Genomic DNA, 20,508 nt, shown 5'->3' with positions numbered 1-20,508 from the left:
GCCAGATTCCAGCTATCATTGATGGCTCATTGATGGCACGCCACAAGGGCTGCCAAGCAGCCCCTCAGCCCTTACCCCATCACCCCAGCCGCGCCATCTCTTCAGCGACCACCGCCACGGTGTGCTGGATCTGCTCGGGCGTATGCTCGCACGAGACAAAGAAGCGCACCCGCGCCGCCTGCTCCGGCACGGCCGGGTAGACGATCGGCTGGGCATTGATACCCCGCTCGAACAAGGCACTGGACAACCGCCCCGCCTTGAACGAACTGCCGGTAATCACCGGGATCACCGCAAGCCCGGTGCTGGTGGCGGTGTCCAGGCCCGCTTCACGCGCCAGGCGCAAGAACAACTCGCCCCGCGCCTGCACCTGGGCAACCCGCTCGTTATCCGCCGCCAGCAGCTGCAACGCCGCCAAGGCCGACGCCGCGACCGCCGGCGGCATGCCGACGCTGTACAAAAAGCCCGGGGCCAGAAACTTGAGGTGCTCGATCAGCGCCGTGCTGCCAGCGATATACCCGCCGCAACTGGCCAAGGTCTTGCTCAAGGTGCCCATCCAGATGTCGACGTCATCGCCCGCCAGGCCAAAGTGCTCACGGATACCTTTACCCGTGGCCCCCATCACGCCCAGCGAATGCGCTTCATCCACCATCAGAAACGCTTTGTGCTTGCGCTTGATGTCGACGAACCGGGGCAGCTCAGGGTAGTCGCCGTCCATGCTGTAGATGCCTTCGACCACCACCAGCACCCGCTCGAAGTGCTGGCGCTGCTCGCTCAACAGGCGGTCCAGCGCCTGCCAGTCGTTATGCGCAAAGCTCAAACGCCGTGCACCGGACAACTGAATGCCCTGCAGGACGCTGTTGTGAATCAGCTCGTCATGCACCACCAGGTCGCGCGGCCCGAACAGGTAGCCGATGGTGGTGACGTTGGTGGCATGGCCGCTGACCATCACCACGGCGTCGTCCACCTCGTACAGCCTGGCCAACCCCTGCTCCAGCTCACGGTGCAGCGGGCGATCACCCGAGACCGGCCGGCTGGCAGACACCGAGGTGCCGTAGCGGTCGATCGCCGCCTTGGCCGCCTCGGCAACGTTGGGGTGGCCGGAATACCCCAGGTAGTTGTAACTGGCGAAATTCAGGTACTCGCGCTCGCCAATCTGGGTCTGCGCGCCGGCGGTGCCTTGGTGCAGGCGGAAAAACGGGTTGCTCAGCCCCAGCCGCTGCGCGGTTTGTTGCATCACCCGCAGGTGCTGGTAACCCGGGTGCTGGTCGAAACGGTAAAACGCTTCAGGCACCTTCAATGCAGCCTGCTGCACCTGCTCCAGGGTGGCACCTTCCGCGCCTTCGGCGCCTGTGTTACGGCGCCGCGCAAGGGCTTGCTGGATCAGGCGTTGCTTGGCGTCGCCACCAAGGCCGGTCGGGGTTTTGGCTGTCATCTGAGCTCTTAGTCAATCAATCGGTTAGGTGCCACACTGGTCTCGGCCAGTTCTGCATTCAGTTCAGCCACTTGTTCGGCGCTGAGTTCGCTGCCATGACGGGCGAGCACGTTTTGCGCCAGCTGGTCTTCGCCAGTGCCGGCTTCACCGCGCAACAGCTCAAGCAAGCGCACGCTGAGCTTATCGATGCTGGAACTGTCACTGAGTTCCATGACCGGCAGGCGGATACCGAAGCGCTCTTCCAAGGCCACCACCAGCTCGACACTCATCAGCGAGTCCAGCCCCAGTTCCTGCAGCGGGCGCTGTGCATCCAGGCGCGCGGGCGGCAGGCGCAGAATCTCGCACACCTCGTGCTTGAGCATCTCGGCAAAGCGCTCGAGCAATTCGGCATCGTCAAGCTCGGCCAGCATGCGCTGGATGTCTTCACCGCCGTTGTCGTCTTCCTGGTCACCGCCGTGGGCACGGGCCAGTTCGCTGAAGCGTGGCGAGGTGGCGGTCGGCAGGAAGCGCGACAGGGCTTTGAAGTCCAGTTCGAGCACGCCTTGGCCGTTGTCACCGCTCAGCAGCATGGCTTCGAGCTGGGCCAGGGCCGCCTCGGCGCGCAGGGCAGCACCGCCCATGCGGCTTTGCAGGGCATCCTTGATCTGGCTGTTGCGGGCCAGGAAGCCGACGTCGTCAATCGCGCCCCACAGCACTGCGGTGGCCGCCAGCCCTTGGGCACGACGGTGGCGCGCCAAGGCTTCGAGCCAGTGGTTGGCGGCGACGTAGTTAGCCTGGCCGGGGTTGCCGAACAGGGTGGTGGCCGACGAGAACATCACGAAGAAGTCCAGCGGCAACGCTTGGGTCAGTTCATGCAGGTACTGCGCGCCCTTGGCCTTGGGCTCAAGCACGCGACGCAGCTGGTCGCCATCGAGGTTGCGGATCAGGCTGTCGTCGATCACTGTCGCCGCATGCACCAGGCCTCGCAGCGGCCATGGGCTGGCTGCGATGCGCTCGAACACCGCGCGCAGCTGGCCGGCATCCGTGATATCGCAAGCCACTGCCTGCACATCGATACCTTGAGCCTGCCACAGCGCCAGCTGCGGCTGAGCCTCGGCACTGGCCGGGCCACGGCGGCCCAGCAGCACCAGGTGGCGGGCGCCCTTGTCGATCAACCATTGCGCCGTGCGCAGGCCGAAGCCACCCAGGCCACCGGTGACCAGGTAACTGGCATCGGCTGCCAGTTGCACGTTACGCAGCGGTTGTTCGCGGGTGTCGACCGTGCGTTCGATCGGGTTGGCGTAGGTGATCACGACCTTGCCGATCTGCCGCGCCTGCTGCATGTAGCGGTACGCTTCGACCACCTGGTTGGCGTCGAACTCGCGGAATGGCAGCGGGTGCAGGATGCCTTGGGCAAACAGCGCCATCATTTCGGCGAACAGGCGACGGGTCAGTTGCGGGCGTTCGCTCATCAGCTGGTCGGCGTCGATGCCGAAGTAGCTGATGTTGTTGCGGAACGGGCGCAAGCCGATACGGGTGTTCTGGTAGAAGTCGCGCTTGCCCAGTTCGAGGAAACGGCCAAACGGCTTCAGCACACGCAGGTTGCGGTTGATCGCCTCGCCCGCCAGCGAGTTGAGCACCACATCGACGCCACGCCCGCCGGTTGCGGCCAGTACCTGGTCGGCATAGGCCAGCGAACGCGAGTCGTAGACGTTGTCCACGCCCAGCAGGCGCAGGAAGTCGCGCTTCTCGTCGCTGCCGGCGGTGGCGTGGATCTCGGCACCCAGCCACTTGGCGATCTGGATCGCGGCGATGCCCACGCCGCCAGCCGCGCCGTGGATCAGCACTTTCTCGCCCGGCTCTACGCGTGCCAAGTGGTGCAGCGCGTAGTACACGGTGAAGAAGGTGCTCGGAATGGTCGCTGCGGCTTCGAACGACATGCCCTCTGGGATGCGTGCCACGGCGTTGGCGTTGGTCACCAGGCGGTTGGCGAAGCTGCACGGGCCAAAGCCCACCACGCGGTCGCCCGGGGCGAAATCGCCGAGCACGTCAGCGCCCTTGCCTTGCACCACACCGGCAAACTCGAAGCCCAGGGTTGGGCCAGAGAAGCCGTTCTCGATCGCTTCGTCAGACAGTAGGCCGAGGGCGAACATCACGTCGCGGAAGTTCAGGCCGGTGGCCCGTACGGCGATGTCCAGCTCGTCCGCCGCCGGTTGGCGCGGCTCGCGCAGCTCCCAACGCAGGTTACGAAGCTGGCCAGGCAGGTCGAAGCCCAGGCACACCCACTGCGCGGCGCTGTCGGCGCTGGCGGGCTGGTCTGCCAATACACGCAGGCGCGGCACATAGCGGCGGCCTTCGGCGTCCAGCGCCAACTCGGTTTCGCTGTCGGCGTGCAGCAACGAGGGCAGCACGTGGTCGATCGGTGCCGCGTGGGCCAGGTCCAGCAGGCGAATGCGGCAGTTGACCGATTCGTTGGCCAGGGTGCGGCCAAAACCCCAGAACGCCGCGTCAGCGATGGCCGCGACGTCAGCGGCGGTGTCGGTGCCGTACAGGTGTTCGGCAGCGCCACGGGTCAGCAGCCAGCATTGCGGCGCCAGTGCCAGGGCCTCGCAGGCCTGTACCAGTGCGGCTGCCTGCAGGCAGCGCTCAGCCTGGTTGTCTAGGCCGGCGGCGCTGTCGAAGCCTGCCAGGTGCAGCACATGCGCTGGCGCCTGGTCCAATGCGCTGAGCTGGGCAGCCAGCGCCTGCGCATCGCCAGGCAGCAGCAGGCTGACGAGCTGGCCTTGGGCACGCAGTTGCGCGGCCAAGCACTCGGCAGCGCCCTGCCCGGCTTCGGCAAGCAACGCCCAGTGTTGCACAGGCACCTCTGCCGAGGCGTGCACAGCGCCCGCAGGCTTGTCGGCCAGCAGCACGTAGCTACCGCACGCGCTGCCAGGCAATGCGTCAACGGTGTGCAGCGGGCCAAGGCCGTGGCGTTGCAGTTCATGGCTCCAGAAGGCCGGGGCCTGCTGACGCGAAAGCGCGTGCTGCGGGCCAGCCAGCCACCAGTCAGGCTCGCCACCGAAGACAAAGTCAGCCCAACGCGCCGGGTATTGCCCCAGCAGCGCCAGTTGGCCATGGGGGTTAAGCTGCGCGCTGGCCTGGCGCAAGGCATCGCCCACTGCGCCAAGTGCGGCGAGGTCGGTCGGCACCAGTGCCCAGTCAAAGCGGCCGGCGTCGGCCAGTTGCTCCAGGCTCAGCACGCTCAGCGCAGGGCAATCGTCATGCAGGCGTTGCTGCAGCTCGGGCTCGGCCACAGCGTAGACATAATCGATGCGGTCGAAGTCGAGCCCTGCGTACAGCAGCTCGGCAAACGATGCGCCGCCAAAGCCGATTTCCAGCACACGCAGGCGCTGCCCGGCCGGCAATTGCTCAAGGCGCAAGGCCAAGGTTTGGCTGATACCGGTGAGCAGGCGCTGCTGGCCGGCCGCACCGAGCACCAGGCGCGCCAGGCTGCTGCCGCTGGTTTCGCGCGGCAACAGGCTTTCGAGTGTTTGCTCGCCCGTCAGCAAGGTCGGCAGGTGACGGCCAATACGCCCCACCGAATGAATGATCTGGAAGTACTCGGGGTAGCTCTGGAACAGTTCCTGCCAGATGGCCTCCGACGACGGGCGCTCGTCGCTGTCGACCAACTGCCAGCTGCCATCGGCGTTGCGCAGCACATTGCCGTCCTGCTCGGCGTGGCGCAGCAGGGTCGCCAGGTAATCGCCCTGGCCCTGGGACCACAGCGCGACCTGTTCGGCGCTCAGCTGGCCACCGGCCTGCTCGACCAGGTCGAGCACAAAGCTGGCACACAGCACATCCAGCAGCGGTTCGACTTCATTGAGGTAACGCAACTGCGCCGGCTCGTGGGCCAGGCTGTGCAGCGCGTCGGCCACCGGCGTACCAGCCACAGCGTGGCGTTGCACCGCAACGGCATTGCCCGGTGCGGCCAGGCCGACGTGGCCGAGGCGCTTGATATCGCCACTGCGGTCGTACTGCAGGCGCACGGCGCGCATGCGCGCATCCTTGATCGCCAGCACGGCAGCGCCGCTGGCATCAAACAGGGTGAAATCCACCAACAGCGAATGCGCGGTGCGCTTGCGCTGGCGTACCTCAGCCAGCACCGGCACAGCACCTGCCGTGCTGAAGGCAACACGCCCCAGCTTGACGGGGATGAAGGCCAGCCCGTTGTTGCGGCCCGGGCGGCTGGCCAGCAGTTCGGTAATCAGCTGGAAGGCACCGTCCAGCAGCGCCGGGTGCAGGTGCAGCGCGTCCAGTTCGTGCTCGATGGCGGCAGGGACGGCCAGTTGCGCCAGCACCCGCTCTTCTTCTACCCAAGCCGCGGCTACGGTCTGATAGGCCGGGCCGTAGTTCAGGCCAACCGCACAGGTCAGTGCCAGGTGCTGCTCGCCGCTGAAGTCTGCCGGGCGCTGTGGCAGCGCCGGCGCACGGGTGTCCAGCATGACGCCACGGGCTTCGCCCGGCAGGCGCGCGACCACGTGCTGCACCCAGTCTTCATGCTGCGCCAGGTTGCGCGAAATGATGCGCAGCGTGCCGTCGGCCTCTTCGATGTGCACGCGGACTTTTTTGCTGCCCTCGCTGCTCAGCAGCAGCGGGTTGTGGATTTCCAGCTCTTCGATGTCAACGAACTCACCCGGCTGGTGCAACTGCGCCGCCGCCAGGGCCAACTCGGTGAAACCAGCACCGGGGAACAGCACCGACTCGCCCACTTTGTGGTCGGCCAGGGTCGGGAACAGTTGCGTGTCCAGGCGGTTTTCCCAGGTCAGCGGCTGGTCGACGACGGGGTAACCCAGCAACGGGTGCACGCGCTTGCGGTTCAAGGGGCTGTGCGACTCGGCACTCACCGGCAAGCTGAAGTGATCACGCTGCCAAGCATAGTTCGGCAGGCGTACCTGGCGCCCGGCAACCGGGAAGCGCGTTGCCCACTGCGGCTCGACGCCGGCAATCAGCAGGCGGGCCACGGTGCGTTCCAGCAGCAGCGGGCTGTGGTCGTTGCGCTTGAGCGTGCCGACCACCTGGCCAGGCTGCTCGCACTGGTTCAGCACATCGGTGACGTAGCTGCGCAGAATCGCGTGCGGGCCGATTTCGACGAACAGGTTATGGCCGTTGCGCACCAGCGCGTCCAAGGCGCCCTGGAACAGCACCGGGAAGCGGATGTTCTGCCACCAGTAGTGATTGCCCAGGCGCTCGCCATCCAGCTCGCCGCCAACCACCGTGGAGTAGAACGGGATCTGCGTGGCGCGCGGGCGAATGTGCGCCAGGTCGTCGATGACGGCCTGTTCAATCGGGTTCATTGCTGGCGAGTGGAAGGCGTAGTCCAGGTCCAGTCGGCGGGCGAACACCTGGCGCTCGGCAAGGGTTTCTTCCAATAGCGTCAGGGCGTCGACCTCACCTGCCAGGGTGGCGCCACGGGCACTGTTTTCACCGGCGACGACCAGGCGGCCGTCCAGCTTCAGTTCAGTGATCAGCTCGCCAGCGGCTTCACCCGACAGCCCCACAGCGGTCATCTGCCCGGTACCGCGGGTCAGCCCTTGCAGGCGGCTGCGGTGGAAGATTACTTGGGTGGCGTCTTCCAGGCTCAGGGCACCACTGGCCCAGGCCGCGGCCACTTCGCCGACGCTATGACCGATCACCGCGACAGGGTGGATGCCTTCGGCGGCCAGCACACGGGTCACCGCCACTTGCAAGGCAAACAGCGCCGGCTGGGCGATTTCGGTGCGGGCATAACGGCCTTCGCCGTTGTCACCCAGCAGCTCGGCGCGCAACGAATAGCCCGCCAGTGGCTGGAACAACGCATCCACTTCATCCACCGCAGCAGCAAACAGCGGTTGACCGAGCATCGCCCGGCCCATGCCTTGCCACTGCGAGCCGTTACCGGAGTAGACGAACACCGGCGCCGAGGCGGCTTCCAGTGCCTGGCCGGCTTCGAGCACCGCGCTCAGTTCACTGAGGGTGGGGTCCTGGGCATAGTCGTCCAGGGCCTGGGCGGCTTCGGCGGCATTGTCGCTGACCAGCAGCAGGCGATGGCTGTGAGCGTCCCGGCGGTACATGGCCTGGTAGGCCACGTCGTAATAATCCAGCTCCGGGTGGGCGGCCAAGTACGCGGCAAAGCGCTCGGCGGTGGCGCGCAGGCCTTGTTCGGTCTTGCCGCTGAGCAGCAACGGTACGCGTCGCGCCTCGGCAGCTTTAGCCGGCGCAGCCTGCGGCTCGGGGCTCTGCAGGATGACGTGCGCGTTGGCGCCGCCAAAGCCGAACGAGTTGACGCCGACCGTCAGTTGGCCTTCAGGCTTGAGCGGCAGCGGCTCGGTGACCACCTGCAGGTTCAGGTCGCCGAACGCGATATTCGGGTTAAGCGCCTTGACCCCGATAGTGGCCGGCACGGTGCGTTCGGTCAGGCAGTTGAGCGCCTTCATCAGGCCCGCCACACCGGACGCGGCTTCCAGGTGGCCAAGGTTGCTTTTGACCGAGCCAATCGGCAACGGGTTGCCATTGCCACGCGCCTGGGCCAGTGCTTCACCGATGGCACGGGTTTCGATCGGGTCACCGACCGAGGTACCGGTACCATGGGCTTCCAGGTAATCGAGCTGGTCGGGGCTGATGCCCGCCTTGGCGTAGGTCTGCTTGAGCAGCGCAGCCTGGGCTTCGGCGTTGGGCAGGGTCAGGCTGGACTTGCGCCCGTCGGTGTTCACCGCACTGGCCGCGACCACGGCCAAAATCGTATTGCCATCGGCCACGGCCTGGTCGTAGTCCTTGAGCAGGAACAACCCACCGCCTTCCGAACGCGCATAGCCATCGCCATTCTCATCGAACGACTGGCAGCGCCCGGTGCGCGACAGCATGGTCGCCTTGGCAAAGATCATGAAGCCGAACGGGTGCATGTGCAGGCTGATGCCGCCGGTCAGCGCCTGGTCGACATCACCGCTGAGGATGGCCTGGCACGCCTGGTGGAAGGCCACCAGCGAAGAGGAACAGGCGGTGTCGATGGCCATGCTCGGCCCACGCAGGTCGTAGAAGAACGACAGGCGGTTGGCGGCAATGCTCATGGTGTTGCCGGTGGCGGTTGCACCATCGATCGACGCCAGGTCTTCGACCAGCCGGTAGGACTGCTCGACACCGGCGATGCCCAGGTACACGCCACAGTTGCTGCCGCGCAGGCTCGACGGCTTGACCCCGGCGTTTTCGAAGGTTTCCCAGCACATTTCCAGCAGCATGCGCTGCTGTGGGTCCATCATCCCCGCTTCACGCGGCGAAATATTGAAGAACCCCGCGTCGAACGCGCTGATGTCGCCCAAAGTGCCCGCGGCGAAGGTGTAGCTGGTCGCAGGGTTGGCCTTGTCCGGGTGCAGAAACTCAGATTTCTCCCACCGAGAAGGGTCGACCTGGGTGACCAGGTCGCGCCCCTCCATCAGGTTTTGCCAAAAGCTGGCATTGGAAGATCCAGGGAAGCGGTACGAACAGCCAACGATTGCAACCTTTCTACGCTTAATCAAAACCTATTCCTTCAAATCTCATCGGGCACCGTCCCATCCGTCGGACAGCCGGCATGCCTGGCCTTGCCATGAATCTGGCAGGTCGTTTTATGACACTGATGATCGTCTGGTTATCTGAAGCTGCTATGCACGCTGGGAACGCAAGACTTTTGGTCTGAAGCAGGCGTGGGGATATTCAGATTTGTGTGTGGGGATGATACGCGGGTTGGGGGGGTGGGGAAAACCCTGGGGTGCTGCGGGGTTCACATTAACGCTGGGCGGTTGTGCTGCCCCGCTCTAATGAGGGCCATTACGGCCCTCATGGCTGGCACTGCTAATCGTGTAGAACAGGCCGCTGCTATAAGCAGCGGCCTTGTGTCACAGAGGATGCTTACAGGTCCAAGCGCCGCTGCTGATAAATCCAGTCAACGATTTCCCCTTCCGGGGCATAGCCGATCACGGTTTCACGCAGCAACTGACGCACCCGTACAAAATCATCTGCAGACGCCGCGCCCAGCAACTGGTTCAGAGCGTCCTTGAGCTCGTCCCAAGGGAGGAAGTCCTCGCTTGCACTCATGATCATCGGGTGGCGGGTCGCTAGCACGTTGTCACCGATCAACAGCTCTTCGTAAAGCTTCTCGCCCGGCCGCAACCCGGTGAACTCGATAGCGATGTCACCCATGGGGTTGCGTTCGGAGCGGACGCTGAAACCGGACAGGTGGATCATCTTCTCGGCCAACTCGACGATCCGCACTGGCTCGCCCATGTCGAGTACGAACACATCCCCGCCCTTGCCCATCGAACCCGCCTGGATCACCAACTGCGCGGCTTCGGGAATGGTCATGAAGTAGCGGGTGATTTTCGGATGGGTAACGGTCAGCGGGCCGCCGGCCTTGATCTGCTTATGGAACAGCGGGATTACCGAGCCCGATGAGCCCAGCACGTTGCCGAAACGGACCATGGTGAAGCGGGTTTTGTTGACCTGCGAAACATTGCCCCCATCGCCAAACAGTACGGGCGCCAACTCGCGGCTCAGGGCCTGCAGGGTCATCTCGGCAAGGCGCTTGGTACTGCCCATCACGTTGGTCGGGCGTACCGCCTTGTCGGTCGAAATCAGCACAAAGTTGGCGACACCCGCCTGCAATGCTGCTTGCGCGGTGTGCAAGGTACCAATGACGTTGTTCAGCAAGCCTTCGCTGATATTGTGCTCGACCATCGGTACATGCTTGTAGGCCGCAGCATGGTAAACCGTATCGACCCGCCAGGTTTTCATGATGTCGAGCATCTGCGCCTGGTTACGTACCGAACCCAGGATCGGCAGCAGGCAAACAGACAGCGACTCACGGGCAATGCGCTGTTCCAGCTCAGAAAGAATGCTGTAGAGGTTGAACTCGCTGTGATCGAACAGCAGCAGCGTTTTCGGGGACTGGGAAAGAATTTGCCTGCACAGCTCGGAGCCGATCGAGCCACCGGCACCGGTGACCAACACGGTTTGTTCAGCGATGCAACGTTCAAGCAGGTCGCTTTGTGCCGGCACCGGGTCACGGCCCAACAGGTCGGCAATGTCCACTTCCTGAATATCATCCACCTTGACCTTGCCGCTCGCCAGGTCGATGAAGCTGGGCACACTGCGCACATGCAGCGGGAAGTCTTCGAGGAAGTTAAGGATCTCCCGACGGCGGGTGCGGGTCGATGACGGCAGTGCCAGCAGGATTTCCTGGGCGCCGGTATCGTCAATCAACTGCTGCAGTTGCTCTGGGCGATACACTTGCAAACCCGCGATCACACGGTCGGTAATGCTCGGGTCATCGTCGATGAATGCCACCGGCCGCATGGCTTTGTCCATGCGCAGCGCCGTTGCCAATTGGTTACCGGCGGCGCCGGCCCCGTAGATTGCCACCCGTGGCAAGCCATCGTCTCGTTGAGCGAACGGTACGTGCTGGACTGCGGCAGCAAACCAGTCACCCAGGAAGTACTGGCGCATGGCGAGCCGCAGGCCACCGACCATGATCAGGCTCAACCACCAGTAGTTGAAGGTGATGGAACGCGGCACTACGTTCTGATGGTTGCTGGACCAATAGATGATGAAGCCGAGGATCAGCGCAGACAGCGTGACCGCCTTGATGATGGCGATCAGTGCGTCGTTACCAAAATAACGCATCACCGCGCGGTACAGCCCGAAGCGAATGAAGAGCGGGATCGACACTACCGGCGCGCACAGGAACAACCAAGTGTGATCGATGATCGGGTTTGCCAGTTCATCGATACCGAGGCGGACCACAAAGGCCAGCCACAAGGCGACCCATATCAGTACGATATCCGTCAGCACCTGAAGCAGCCGCTTATGCCTTCGCGGTAGAGCCAGTAGTTTTCTACGCACCTTATCCATAATTCCTCTGAGGGCTTTCCTCACAGACCCTTACACTGCGTCTGCAACATAACGCTACAACCGATCTTCCAATTCGCCTGCACGAAACCTCATGGCCAACACCACCAGGGGTACGTAGGCCAGAATAACGCCAAGTGCGCCATCCAGCCCGAAATGCACCACGCAAAAGGCGATGGGCAGCAACCAGCAGAGATTGATAGCAGCAACGGTCAAGGTTACTGGCAGATGCTTACCGTAGTGGCGCGAAGCAAACTGGTAGGCATGGCTTCGGTGGGCCTCATAGACCTTGTCACCGCGCAGCAACCGCCTGACCAGGGTGTAGGTTGCATCCACGATGAACACACCGAGCAGTATCAACCAACACCAGAACATAGGGGGTGACGTCCAGGCGGCCTGAAGCGATAGCCCTCCCAACACGATACCTATGAATCCGCTGCCTGCATCACCCATGAAGATTTTCGCTGGTGGGAAGTTCCAGAACAGAAAACCCGCTACGGCGGCGGCGAGCAAGAAAGGAAGCACAGCGGCGGTATCGAACCCTGCAAGCCAGTATAGCCACGCGGCGCTCAGGCAAGCGGTGATAGCTTCCACGCTTGCGATACCGTCAATGCCATCCATGAAGTTATACAGGTTGAGCAACCACACTAGATAGACAGCAGCAAGCAAGCCGCCCAACCAGCCGAGGTCCAACGACCAGCCGAACAGTGGCAAGGGTGGAAGTCCGCCCATCCAGCCCAGCATCCAAGCAGCGGCAAGAAAATGCCCCAACAGCCTCCAACGCGCTGCAATATGCCCATGATCATCCATAAAGCCAATGACCGCGATCAAACCACCGCCACCTGCAAGCGCAACAAGCACGCTCAGTTGACCTACCCCCAACAGCATCAGCCCAACGACAACCAGCAAAAACGTCAGCACGATGGCCACGCCGCCGCCTCTGGGCGTCGGTACCGTATGGGAACTGCGCGCATTCGGAATATCGATGACACTTCGCGCCAATGCGTAACGGCGCAAACCGGCGGTGAGCAGCAGTGACAGTATCAATACTGCAGGAAGACACCACAAAAGCATCATTTCTTATCGTTTTCCTGATAGTGCCTGGCAACGGCCAGAAGCGCCGCATCCACCTTCACTGGCGGATGCCAATCGAGCAAATCGCGAGTTTTGCCAGTATCCACCTGCAATGATCCACACAGCCTTCGAGACAACCCTCCCTTGCCCAGGGCCTTGGCACCTGCAGTCAGCATCCACGCAGGCACCGGCAGCAGCCGGGCGCTTTTGCCAAGTGCCTGCGCCATGCGACGCAGCAATGCGGTAGTGGACAAGTCTTCGCCGTCACTGACCAGGAAGGTTTGATTCGCGGCAGCCGGGTGGTCTATGCACGTTACGACCAGATCAACAAGGTTCTCCAAAGCAACCAGGCTGCGACGGTTATCGATCGCCCCGAATGGCAACGGCATGCCTCGATCGAGCCAACGCATCATGTTCAGGAAGTTGGCTTTCACCCCCGGGCCGTATACCAATACAGGGCGAATGATCACTACTTCCAGGCCAGATTGTTGCGCTAGCTTCTGCAACCCGACCTCGGCTTCCATTTTGGAGACGCCGTAAGGATCTTGCGGCTGCGGCAGGTCATCAGCCGTGTAAGGCTTGCCTGGCTGGGTCTCTTCACCGTTGACCTTGATCGAGCTGATGAATACGAACCGCTTGACACCAGCTGCAATGGCCTGGCGGGCCAGCGCAAGCGTCCCCTCCACATTGACACGACGAAACGCAGCCAGTGGGTCGACTTCAGTGTCATTCATCACATGAACACGAGCAGCGCTATGCACCACCACGTCGCATTCGGTAAGCGCCCCTTCCCACGCGTTGTCATCCTCGAACGACTCGAAGGCGACCGTTCGCACGGGTGATGACAGCGCACCACTGCCGCGACGAACAGCGGCAATCACATGCTCACCGTCAGCCAACAACCGTCGCAGTACTGCACTTCCCACAAAGCCGCTGGCTCCGGTGAGAAAAACCTTATGACTCATCGTCCTGACCTTCTCAATGTGGCATTGCTGAAGAGCTGTTCAAGGCGCGTCAACAGTGCTGGCTTGGCGAATTCCTGCTCATAGTATCGTCGCCCTGCCTCCCCCATTTGCTGCCGCTGTACTGCGGGCAGAGCTGCCAAGCGGCCGGTAATCGTAGCCAACCCCGTGCCACTGCCGGACTCACACGCAAAACCTGCACCCGAGGCTTCGATAACGCGTGCCGCCTCGCCATTGATCATGCCAAGAACCGGCCGCCCGGATGCCAAGTAAGCCTGAACTTTTCCAGGAATGGTCTTCTCGAAAACATCATTGGTCCGCAGGGACACCAACAATGCATCGGCCTGAGCGAACAGTGGCGGCATCGCTTCCAGCGGATGCCTGCCAAGCAGCAGCACGTTATCCAGCGATCGGCTGCGCACCTGTTCCTCAAGCCAGCCGCTCATGCGGCCATCACCGACGATTACCCAGCGCACGGCAACCGTTCCACGCAGCGCCTCTGCAGCATCGAGAATCGCGGGGAAGTCCTGCGCCTCGCCAACGTTACCGGCAAACACCACGGTAAACACCGACTCATCACGCTCTATTAGCGCTGAAGGTTCCACGGTTTTAGCCGAGAAATCATCCTCAGCCCAACTGGGGAAATACACCAGGCGCTCGGCATCGATAGGTTTGGTGCAATAGCGACGTACGTTGTCGAAAAAACCATGTGATTGCAGCAGCAAATAGTCAGTGCGGTTGTAGATCCACGAGACTACCTTTCCAACCAGCCCCAACAACTTCGGGCTATGGATGACATTCACAGCGCGCAACGTTTCTGGCCACAAATCGAGCACCCAGACAAAAACCGGGGCACGCTTAAGGCGCCCTATCACAACCGCAGGTATTGCGGAAAGAATAGGCGACACCGCGTAAACAAACACCGCATCAAAACGCCGGCGCCTCAGCTTGAAGGCACCCAGCACAGAGGCACAGACCAGAAATGAGAGGTAATTGAGGACCAATTGGATGGCGCGCTTGCCGCGTGGCACCAACGGCACCCTTACGACCTCAGCCCCTTCATAGTTGGCGAAGCGCCCAGGGTTATCTTTGAAGTCCTGAAAAACCGTCCCTTCGGGGTAGTTTGGCCACCCGGTGAGTACCGTGACTTCGTGCCCCTTTTCGACGAAGTCGCGCACCAGGTCATTGACCCGCATGTTCTCCGGCCAGAAGTACTGGGTAACGACTAGAACCTTGAGTTTTTTTTGCGATATCCCTTCCACAGAATCAGTACCGCTTCCAGACCGTACGGTTCACATAGTCCGTATAACTGTGGACGATACGCACCACCTTGTCCGACACGTTCGGCATGCTGTAGTCGGCGACCAGTCGCAGGCTACGCTGATCGCCTCGCAGTTGGCTCTCAAGGATATTAAGCCCCTGCAAAACACGCTCGCAATCGAGACCGACCATCATCGCTGCGGCTTCTTCCATCCCTTCGGGGCGCTCATGCGCTTCGCGGATATTCAACGCTGGGAAGTTAAGAATCGACGCTTCTTCGTTGATCGTGCCGCTGTCGGAAAGCACAGCCTTGGAGGTCAACTGCAGCTTGTTGTAGTCCTTGAAGCCCAGCGGTTTGAGCAGGCGTACATTAGCGTGGAAGGTGACCCCCATGGCATCGACCCGTTTCTGGGTACGGGGATGCGTCGAGACGATAACCGGCAGATCGAATTGCTCGGCTACCGTATTGAGCGTGTCGACCAACTTCATGAAGTTCTTGTCGGAATCGATGTTTTCTTCACGGTGGGCGCTGACGACAAAGAACTTGCCAGCCTCGAGCCCAAGCCGCTCCAGCACATCGGACGCCTCGATACCGTCACGATAATGATTGAGGACTTCAAACATTGGACTGCCGGTCTTGATCACGCGATCTGCTGGCAAGCCTTCGCGAAGCAGGTAGTCCCGGGCGATGGTGCTGTAAGTGAGATTGATGTCAGCGGTATGGTCAACGATGCGGCGGTTGATTTCCTCGGGCACGCGCATGTCGAAGCAACGGTTGCCGGCTTCCATATGGAACGTCGGAATCTTGCGTCGCTTGGCCGAAATCACAGCCATGCAGCTGTTGGTATCGCCCAGCACCAACAGCGCTTCAGGGTTCACTTCAGCGAGCACACGGTCCACCGCAATGATCACATTGCCAATGGTTTCTGCACCCGAAGCGCCCGCGGCATTCAGGAAGTGATCGGGCTTGCGAATACCCAGATCCTGGAAAAAGATCTCGTTCAGCTCGTAGTCATAGTTTTGGCCGGTATGCACCAGTACGTGCTCGCAATGTTCGTCTAGCGCGCTCAGGACCCTGGACAAACGAATGATTTCGGGACGCGTGCCTACAACGGTGACGATTTTAAGTTTTTTCATAGCATTCTCAGTCCTGAGCCAACCGGGTCATGGGCAAACCGGCAGCGCATAAGTATCCGGATGTTCGCGGTCGAAGATCTCATTGGCCCAGAGCATGACGATCATTTCGTCATCACCAATGTTGGTGATGTCATGGGTCCAACCAGGCACTGTCTCAACAATGGTTGGCGCCTCACCGCTGGTCTGCAGTTCATAAAACTCGCCTGACACTACATGACGGAAGCGGAAATTGGCCGTGCCTTTGATAACCAGAAACTTCTCGGTCTTGGAGTGATGATAATGCCCTCCCCGCGTGATCCCCGGGTGTGCTGTGAAATACGAAAACTGCCCGGCTTCGGGGGTTTTCAGCATTTCAACGAAAACACCACGCGGGTCACCGTACTTGGGCACCTCATAGGTAAACGATGCGGGCGGCAGGTAGCTCAGGTAGGTGGAGTACAGTGCACGGGTCAAGCCAACGCCGACGTTTTCGGTAATCAAGGTGGCGCGGCTGGCGCGGAAGCTGCGCAGTTGCTCGGCCAAGGCACCCACCGTGGTGCTGTAAACCGGCTCGACGTCCACCTGACCACTGGCGACTGCCTCGCCGTCCATAATGGCCATGAACTTGCTGACCACGTCATCCACATAGACCAGGTTGAGCGCAGCAGATTCCTCATGGATCTGGATGGGCAGGTCGTGAGCGATGTTATGGCAGAAGGTGGCGACGGCCGAGTTATAGTTCGGCCGAGCCCATTTACCGAAAACATTGGGCAAGCGGAAAATGTAAATCGGGTTGCCGCTTTCCTGGCCAAGCGCGGTCAGTGCCTGCTCGGCTGCGAGCTTGCTGAGGCCGTAAGGGTTATCTCGCTCAGCCTGAATCGACGAGGTATACAGCACCGGGATCTTCCGCCCTGACGCCTTGACCGCATCGCACACCTGTTGAGTGAGTTCACTATTACCACTGCCGAACTCAGCGGGGTCCTCGGGGCGATTGACCCCTGCCAAGTGGAAGATGCAGTCTGCCTGGGCGACCTTGCCCTGCAGTGCCTGCACATCCTCACCTCGCACGAAAAGGCTGATCTCGACGTCTTTGCGCTCTGCCAGATGCACAAGCAGGTTACGCGCAATGAAGCCATTGCTTCCGGTTACCAGTACCTTCATCTGTCATTCCTCCGGCGTGGCATGCTCGCCACGCTGGATGGCTTTGATGAAATCGAGCTTGAGCAGCAATGCTTGCATCCCGGCTACATCCAGACGCTGGGTGTTGTGCGAGTTGTAGTCCTCCGTGTGGGAGATCTTCTCTTCACCCTGCTCGACATACTTGCTGTAGTTCAGGTCACGCAGGTCTGGCGGCACACGGAAGTAGTCACCCATGTCTTCGGCACAGGCCATTTCCTCACGGCTGAGCAATGCCTCGTAGAGCTTCTCGCCGTGACGAGTACCAATCACCTGGATCGGATGCTCAGGTTGCCCCAACAACGCAGTCAGTGCTGAAGCCAACGTTTCAACCGTGGCAGCTGGCGCTTTCTGCACGAACAGATCACCGTTATTGCCGTGCTCGAACGCGTAAAGCACAAGGTCCACGGCATCCGCTAGGGTCATCATGAAGCGGGTCATGTTCGGATCGGTGATGGACAGGGCCTTGCCGGCGCGAATCTGGTCGATGAACAGCGGGATCACCGATCCGCGTGATGCCATGACATTGCCGTAACGGGTGCCGCAGATGACAGTCTTGGTCTCGTCGACATTGCGCGACTTGGCGACCATGACCTTTTCCATCATGGCCTTGGAGATACCCATGGCGTTGATCGGATACACCGCCTTGTCAGTACTGAGGCAAACCACCCGCCGCACTTCATTTTGAATGGCAGCTTCAAGGACGTTCTCGGTACCGATGACGTTAGTCTTAACGGCCTCCATCGGGTGGAATTCGCAGGAGGGGACTTGCTTCAGCGCGGCCGCATGGAAGATGTAGTCGACACCCCGGGTGGCGTTCAGGACACTCTGGTAGTCCCGCACGTCGCCAATGTAGAACTTCAGCTTGGCGCTGTCATAGCGCTTGCGCATATCGTCCTGCTTCTTCTCGTCACGGCTGAAGATACGCACTTCAGCGATGTCACTGTCGAGAAACCGCTTGAGGACCGCATTGCCGAAAGAGCCGGTACCGCCGGTGATGAGAAGTGTTTTACCCTTGAACATATGATCTGACCCTTGCAACGCGCGTGAATAGTTATCGGGCTCGGAGAGCGGAATAAATGATGTCGTCTTTCTGCTGAGCACTTGGGTAGCTGATCAGCACCGCGCGATAGGCGCCCTTGAATACAAAGAAGCTACCTGCCGCCACACCGACCACGCCGCACGTCTTGACCACGCTTGCCATATCCTCGAGCGAACCACCACCGCCCAGGATGGTGATAGGGATATGCACCGCTGCCCGCAATTTAGCTGCCAGGTCCAGGTCATACCCCTTCATCTTTCCATCGTTCTCGATCGAATTGAGGACAATCTCCCCAGCACCGAGCTTCTCCAGTTCCTGCGCTACTTCCAACACACTGCGTTTGGTGTTTCGCGTGCCGTTATGCGTCCAGACCTCTTGGTGTTTGCTTAACAGCCGCGATTTGTGATCCAGCACTACCACCACGCTCTGGCTGCCAATTTCCTCGGCAATCTGGGTAACCAGCTGAGGGTTTTCGAGGGCCGCCGAGCTGATGGCGACCTTTTCGACGCCTAGCTGAATGATCTTCTTGGCCTGCAGCGCCGTCCGGATTCCACCGCCATAACACAAGGGCATACGGCACTCGGCAGCGAGTTTGGCGATTTGCGTGTAATTGGGCTCGACGCCATGCGCTGTCGCGTCAATGTCGATCACGATCAGCTCATCGGCTTCCTTTTCGTTGAAGATCTTCACCGCATTGATGGGATCTCCGACGTACTTCGGATCCTTGAATTTGACCGTCTTCACCAGCCCACCGTCTTGGATGAGCAGGCATGGAATGATCCTGGGTCTTAGCATTTGTCAGTTTCCGCTCACAGTTCCGCGAAGTTTTTCAACAGGCCGACGCCAAAGTGATGGCTTTTCTCGGGGTGGAACTGCACGCCATACACGTTCCCTGCCTGCACGGCGCAGCTGAACTCCAGGCCATACGAGGACATCGCAGCGCGGTGCTGCACGTGCTCGCAATCGAAGAAGAACGAATGCAGGAAGTAGAACCGCGCCTCCTCTTCGAAGCCTTTGAACAGCGCGTTGTCACCGAGCGATGCCACATCGTTCCAGCCCATGTGGGGCAGCGGCAGGTCCGTAAGGTCAGGGACCGATTTGAACGAGCGCACACAGCCGGGCACCCACCCTAGACCAGGGAGGCTACCTTCTTCACTGCTGTTAGCGAGAATTTGCATCCCCACGCAGATCCCCAGTACAGGCACCTTGTGCTCTTGCACCAGGGTTTCTAGGGTCGAGCGCATGCCCGAAGCATCCAGCCGCTCGATCGCATGGTCGAAGGCCCCAACCCCGGGCAGGATCAATTTGGTCGCGCCATCCAGCTGTGCTGCGGTCTGAGCAACCGCAACAGGGATGTGCAAACGTCGGTAGACGTTAACGAAGGCCTGGATGTTACCCAGACCGTAGTCAATGATGGTGATCATCTGAACAGCCTTCTTTCCAATCCGATTGCACTGAGCACACGAGCTCCTATGCCGATCAAGAAACGCTTGTTTTTGTAGTCATGGAAGGTCTTGTTCTGACCCTCGAAAATGCCCTGAAGCTCTGGGACAGTCAAGTCCAGCTTGTGTGCCACGTACTCGAATTCGGATTTGAGGAAGTTTTCGTCAAGCTCGGGCTTGGCGATGCGTTCGAGTGCGGCTTCCCGAGTCAGCTGACCGGTCATGATCAAGCTGGAAAAATGCGCGCGTCGCTTTTCGTACCCGAATTTGCGCGGCATCCAGTAATCTTCGTAAAAACGGGTAAAACGCGACTCATGGTGCTTGTGCTGGAAGCGCTTCCAACCAAACAGGCGCTCAAGCGTATCTTCAGCATCCTGCTTCACATAGGGGACGTGGTTCAGAGGGCGTACGACCTGCATGCCCAGTACATAACGGTAGTAGATCTTGTAGGACAATACGTCTACCAGAGGGAACGTCTTGAGCTTACGCGAACCGAACTTGCCATGGATGTCGTTGATCAGCGTGGTATCAATGCCTGGGTAGGCTCCCCACTCCTCAGGTTCGCGGCAGCATTCGGTGGAGTAGTTGCCGCCGGTGAGCACGTACTTGATTTTGTTGGCCTTGGCAAATTTGTACAGGCCTGAAAAGAACGCGGTGTCCTGAGGAATATCCTGGTCGGGAACCTGCGCCTTGAGGAAGGCCACCTGCAGGCTTTTCATCTCTTCCCAATTGATGACGTCGGTGAACAGCTCAAGGCCCAGGCCATCAACCAGTTTTTCGATGTTGCCAACGGCCTGGTCCGTGTTCCAGCCGGCGTCAACGTGGAAAAGCAGCGGGCGCAGGCCCATCTTTTCCTTTGCGACGTAAGCGAGGTAGGAGCTGTCCAGGCCGCCACTCAGACCGATGATGCAGTCATAGTCCCGACCCTGGCCGTCCTTCTTGATTTTTTCGGCAATCTTGGCCAGCTCAGCTTCACCCGCCGCACCGGTGTCCCAATTGGGCTGAATATTATTTTCAAAATTTTTGCAATACTCACAAACGCCTTGACCGTCGAAGGAAATATTCGGATCACTGGTATCCATGATGCAACGGGTACAGATTTTGTAGTTTTTCATAATAGCATCCAGC

At 60.7% G+C, this 20,508-nt stretch carries 12 protein-coding genes; all 12 read right to left on the bottom strand.

All coding sequences use genetic code 11. The annotated features are described in order from the left end of the window. Nucleotides 1–79: 79 nt before the first annotated feature. A complete protein-coding gene (locus D886_RS0122065) occupies nt 80–1,432 on the bottom strand; it encodes an aminotransferase class I/II-fold pyridoxal phosphate-dependent enzyme (protein ID WP_027595976.1) in 1,353 nt (450 codons plus the stop codon). Between the two features lie 8 nt (nt 1,433–1,440). Beyond that, a complete protein-coding gene (locus D886_RS0122060) occupies nt 1,441–8,943 on the bottom strand; it encodes a type I polyketide synthase (protein WP_027595975.1) in 7,503 nt (2,500 codons plus the stop codon). A 370-nt stretch (nt 8,944–9,313) separates the two neighbouring features. Then, nucleotides 9,314–11,311: a nucleoside-diphosphate sugar epimerase/dehydratase gene (locus D886_RS0122055; RefSeq protein WP_027595974.1), complete on the bottom strand. Its 1,998-nt coding sequence runs from the start codon at nt 11,309–11,311 to the stop codon at nt 9,314–9,316. A 54-nt stretch (nt 11,312–11,365) separates the two neighbouring features. Further along, a complete protein-coding gene (locus D886_RS0122050; protein WP_027595973.1) occupies nt 11,366–12,385 on the bottom strand; it encodes a glycosyltransferase family 4 protein in 1,020 nt (339 codons plus the stop codon). Continuing rightward, a complete protein-coding gene (locus D886_RS0122045) occupies nt 12,382–13,347 on the bottom strand; it encodes an SDR family oxidoreductase (RefSeq protein WP_027595972.1) in 966 nt (321 codons plus the stop codon). Before D886_RS0122045 ends, D886_RS0122050 begins: the two co-directional genes overlap by 4 nt. Further along, a complete protein-coding gene (locus D886_RS0122040; protein ID WP_027595971.1) occupies nt 13,344–14,597 on the bottom strand; it encodes a glycosyltransferase family 4 protein in 1,254 nt (417 codons plus the stop codon). The genes D886_RS0122045 and D886_RS0122040 overlap by 4 nt, the downstream gene beginning before the upstream one ends. Nucleotides 14,598–14,610: 13 nt before the next feature. Then, complete coding sequence (gene wecB, locus D886_RS0122035) at nt 14,611–15,741, bottom strand: non-hydrolyzing UDP-N-acetylglucosamine 2-epimerase (RefSeq protein ID WP_027595970.1); 1,131 nt, start codon at nt 15,739–15,741, stop codon at nt 14,611–14,613. A 27-nt stretch (nt 15,742–15,768) separates the two neighbouring features. Next, a complete protein-coding gene (locus D886_RS0122030; protein WP_027595969.1) occupies nt 15,769–16,881 on the bottom strand; it encodes a capsular polysaccharide biosynthesis protein CapF in 1,113 nt (370 codons plus the stop codon). A 3-nt stretch (nt 16,882–16,884) separates the two neighbouring features. After that, complete coding sequence (locus D886_RS0122025; RefSeq protein WP_027595968.1) at nt 16,885–17,919, bottom strand: polysaccharide biosynthesis protein; 1,035 nt, start codon at nt 17,917–17,919, stop codon at nt 16,885–16,887. Nucleotides 17,920–17,950: 31 nt separating this feature from the next. Further along, nucleotides 17,951–18,733: an AglZ/HisF2 family acetamidino modification protein gene (locus tag D886_RS0122020; RefSeq protein WP_027595967.1), complete on the bottom strand. Its 783-nt coding sequence runs from the start codon at nt 18,731–18,733 to the stop codon at nt 17,951–17,953. 14 nt (nt 18,734–18,747) lie between these two features. Continuing rightward, nucleotides 18,748–19,362, bottom strand: a complete 615-nt coding sequence (gene hisH, locus D886_RS0122015) for an imidazole glycerol phosphate synthase subunit HisH (protein ID WP_027595966.1) — start codon at nt 19,360–19,362, stop codon at nt 18,748–18,750. Further along, nucleotides 19,359–20,495, bottom strand: a complete 1,137-nt coding sequence (locus tag D886_RS0122010) for an N-acetyl sugar amidotransferase (protein ID WP_027595965.1) — start codon at nt 20,493–20,495, stop codon at nt 19,359–19,361. The genes hisH and D886_RS0122010 overlap by 4 nt, the downstream gene beginning before the upstream one ends. Between the last annotated feature and the right edge of the window lie 13 nt (nt 20,496–20,508).

The sequence above is a fragment of the Pseudomonas sp. LAIL14HWK12:I7 genome (assembly GCF_000483465.1).
Taxonomy (GTDB): domain Bacteria; phylum Pseudomonadota; class Gammaproteobacteria; order Pseudomonadales; family Pseudomonadaceae; genus Aquipseudomonas; species Aquipseudomonas kermanshahensis.
This window is presented reverse-complemented; position numbering and strand designations above follow the sequence as displayed.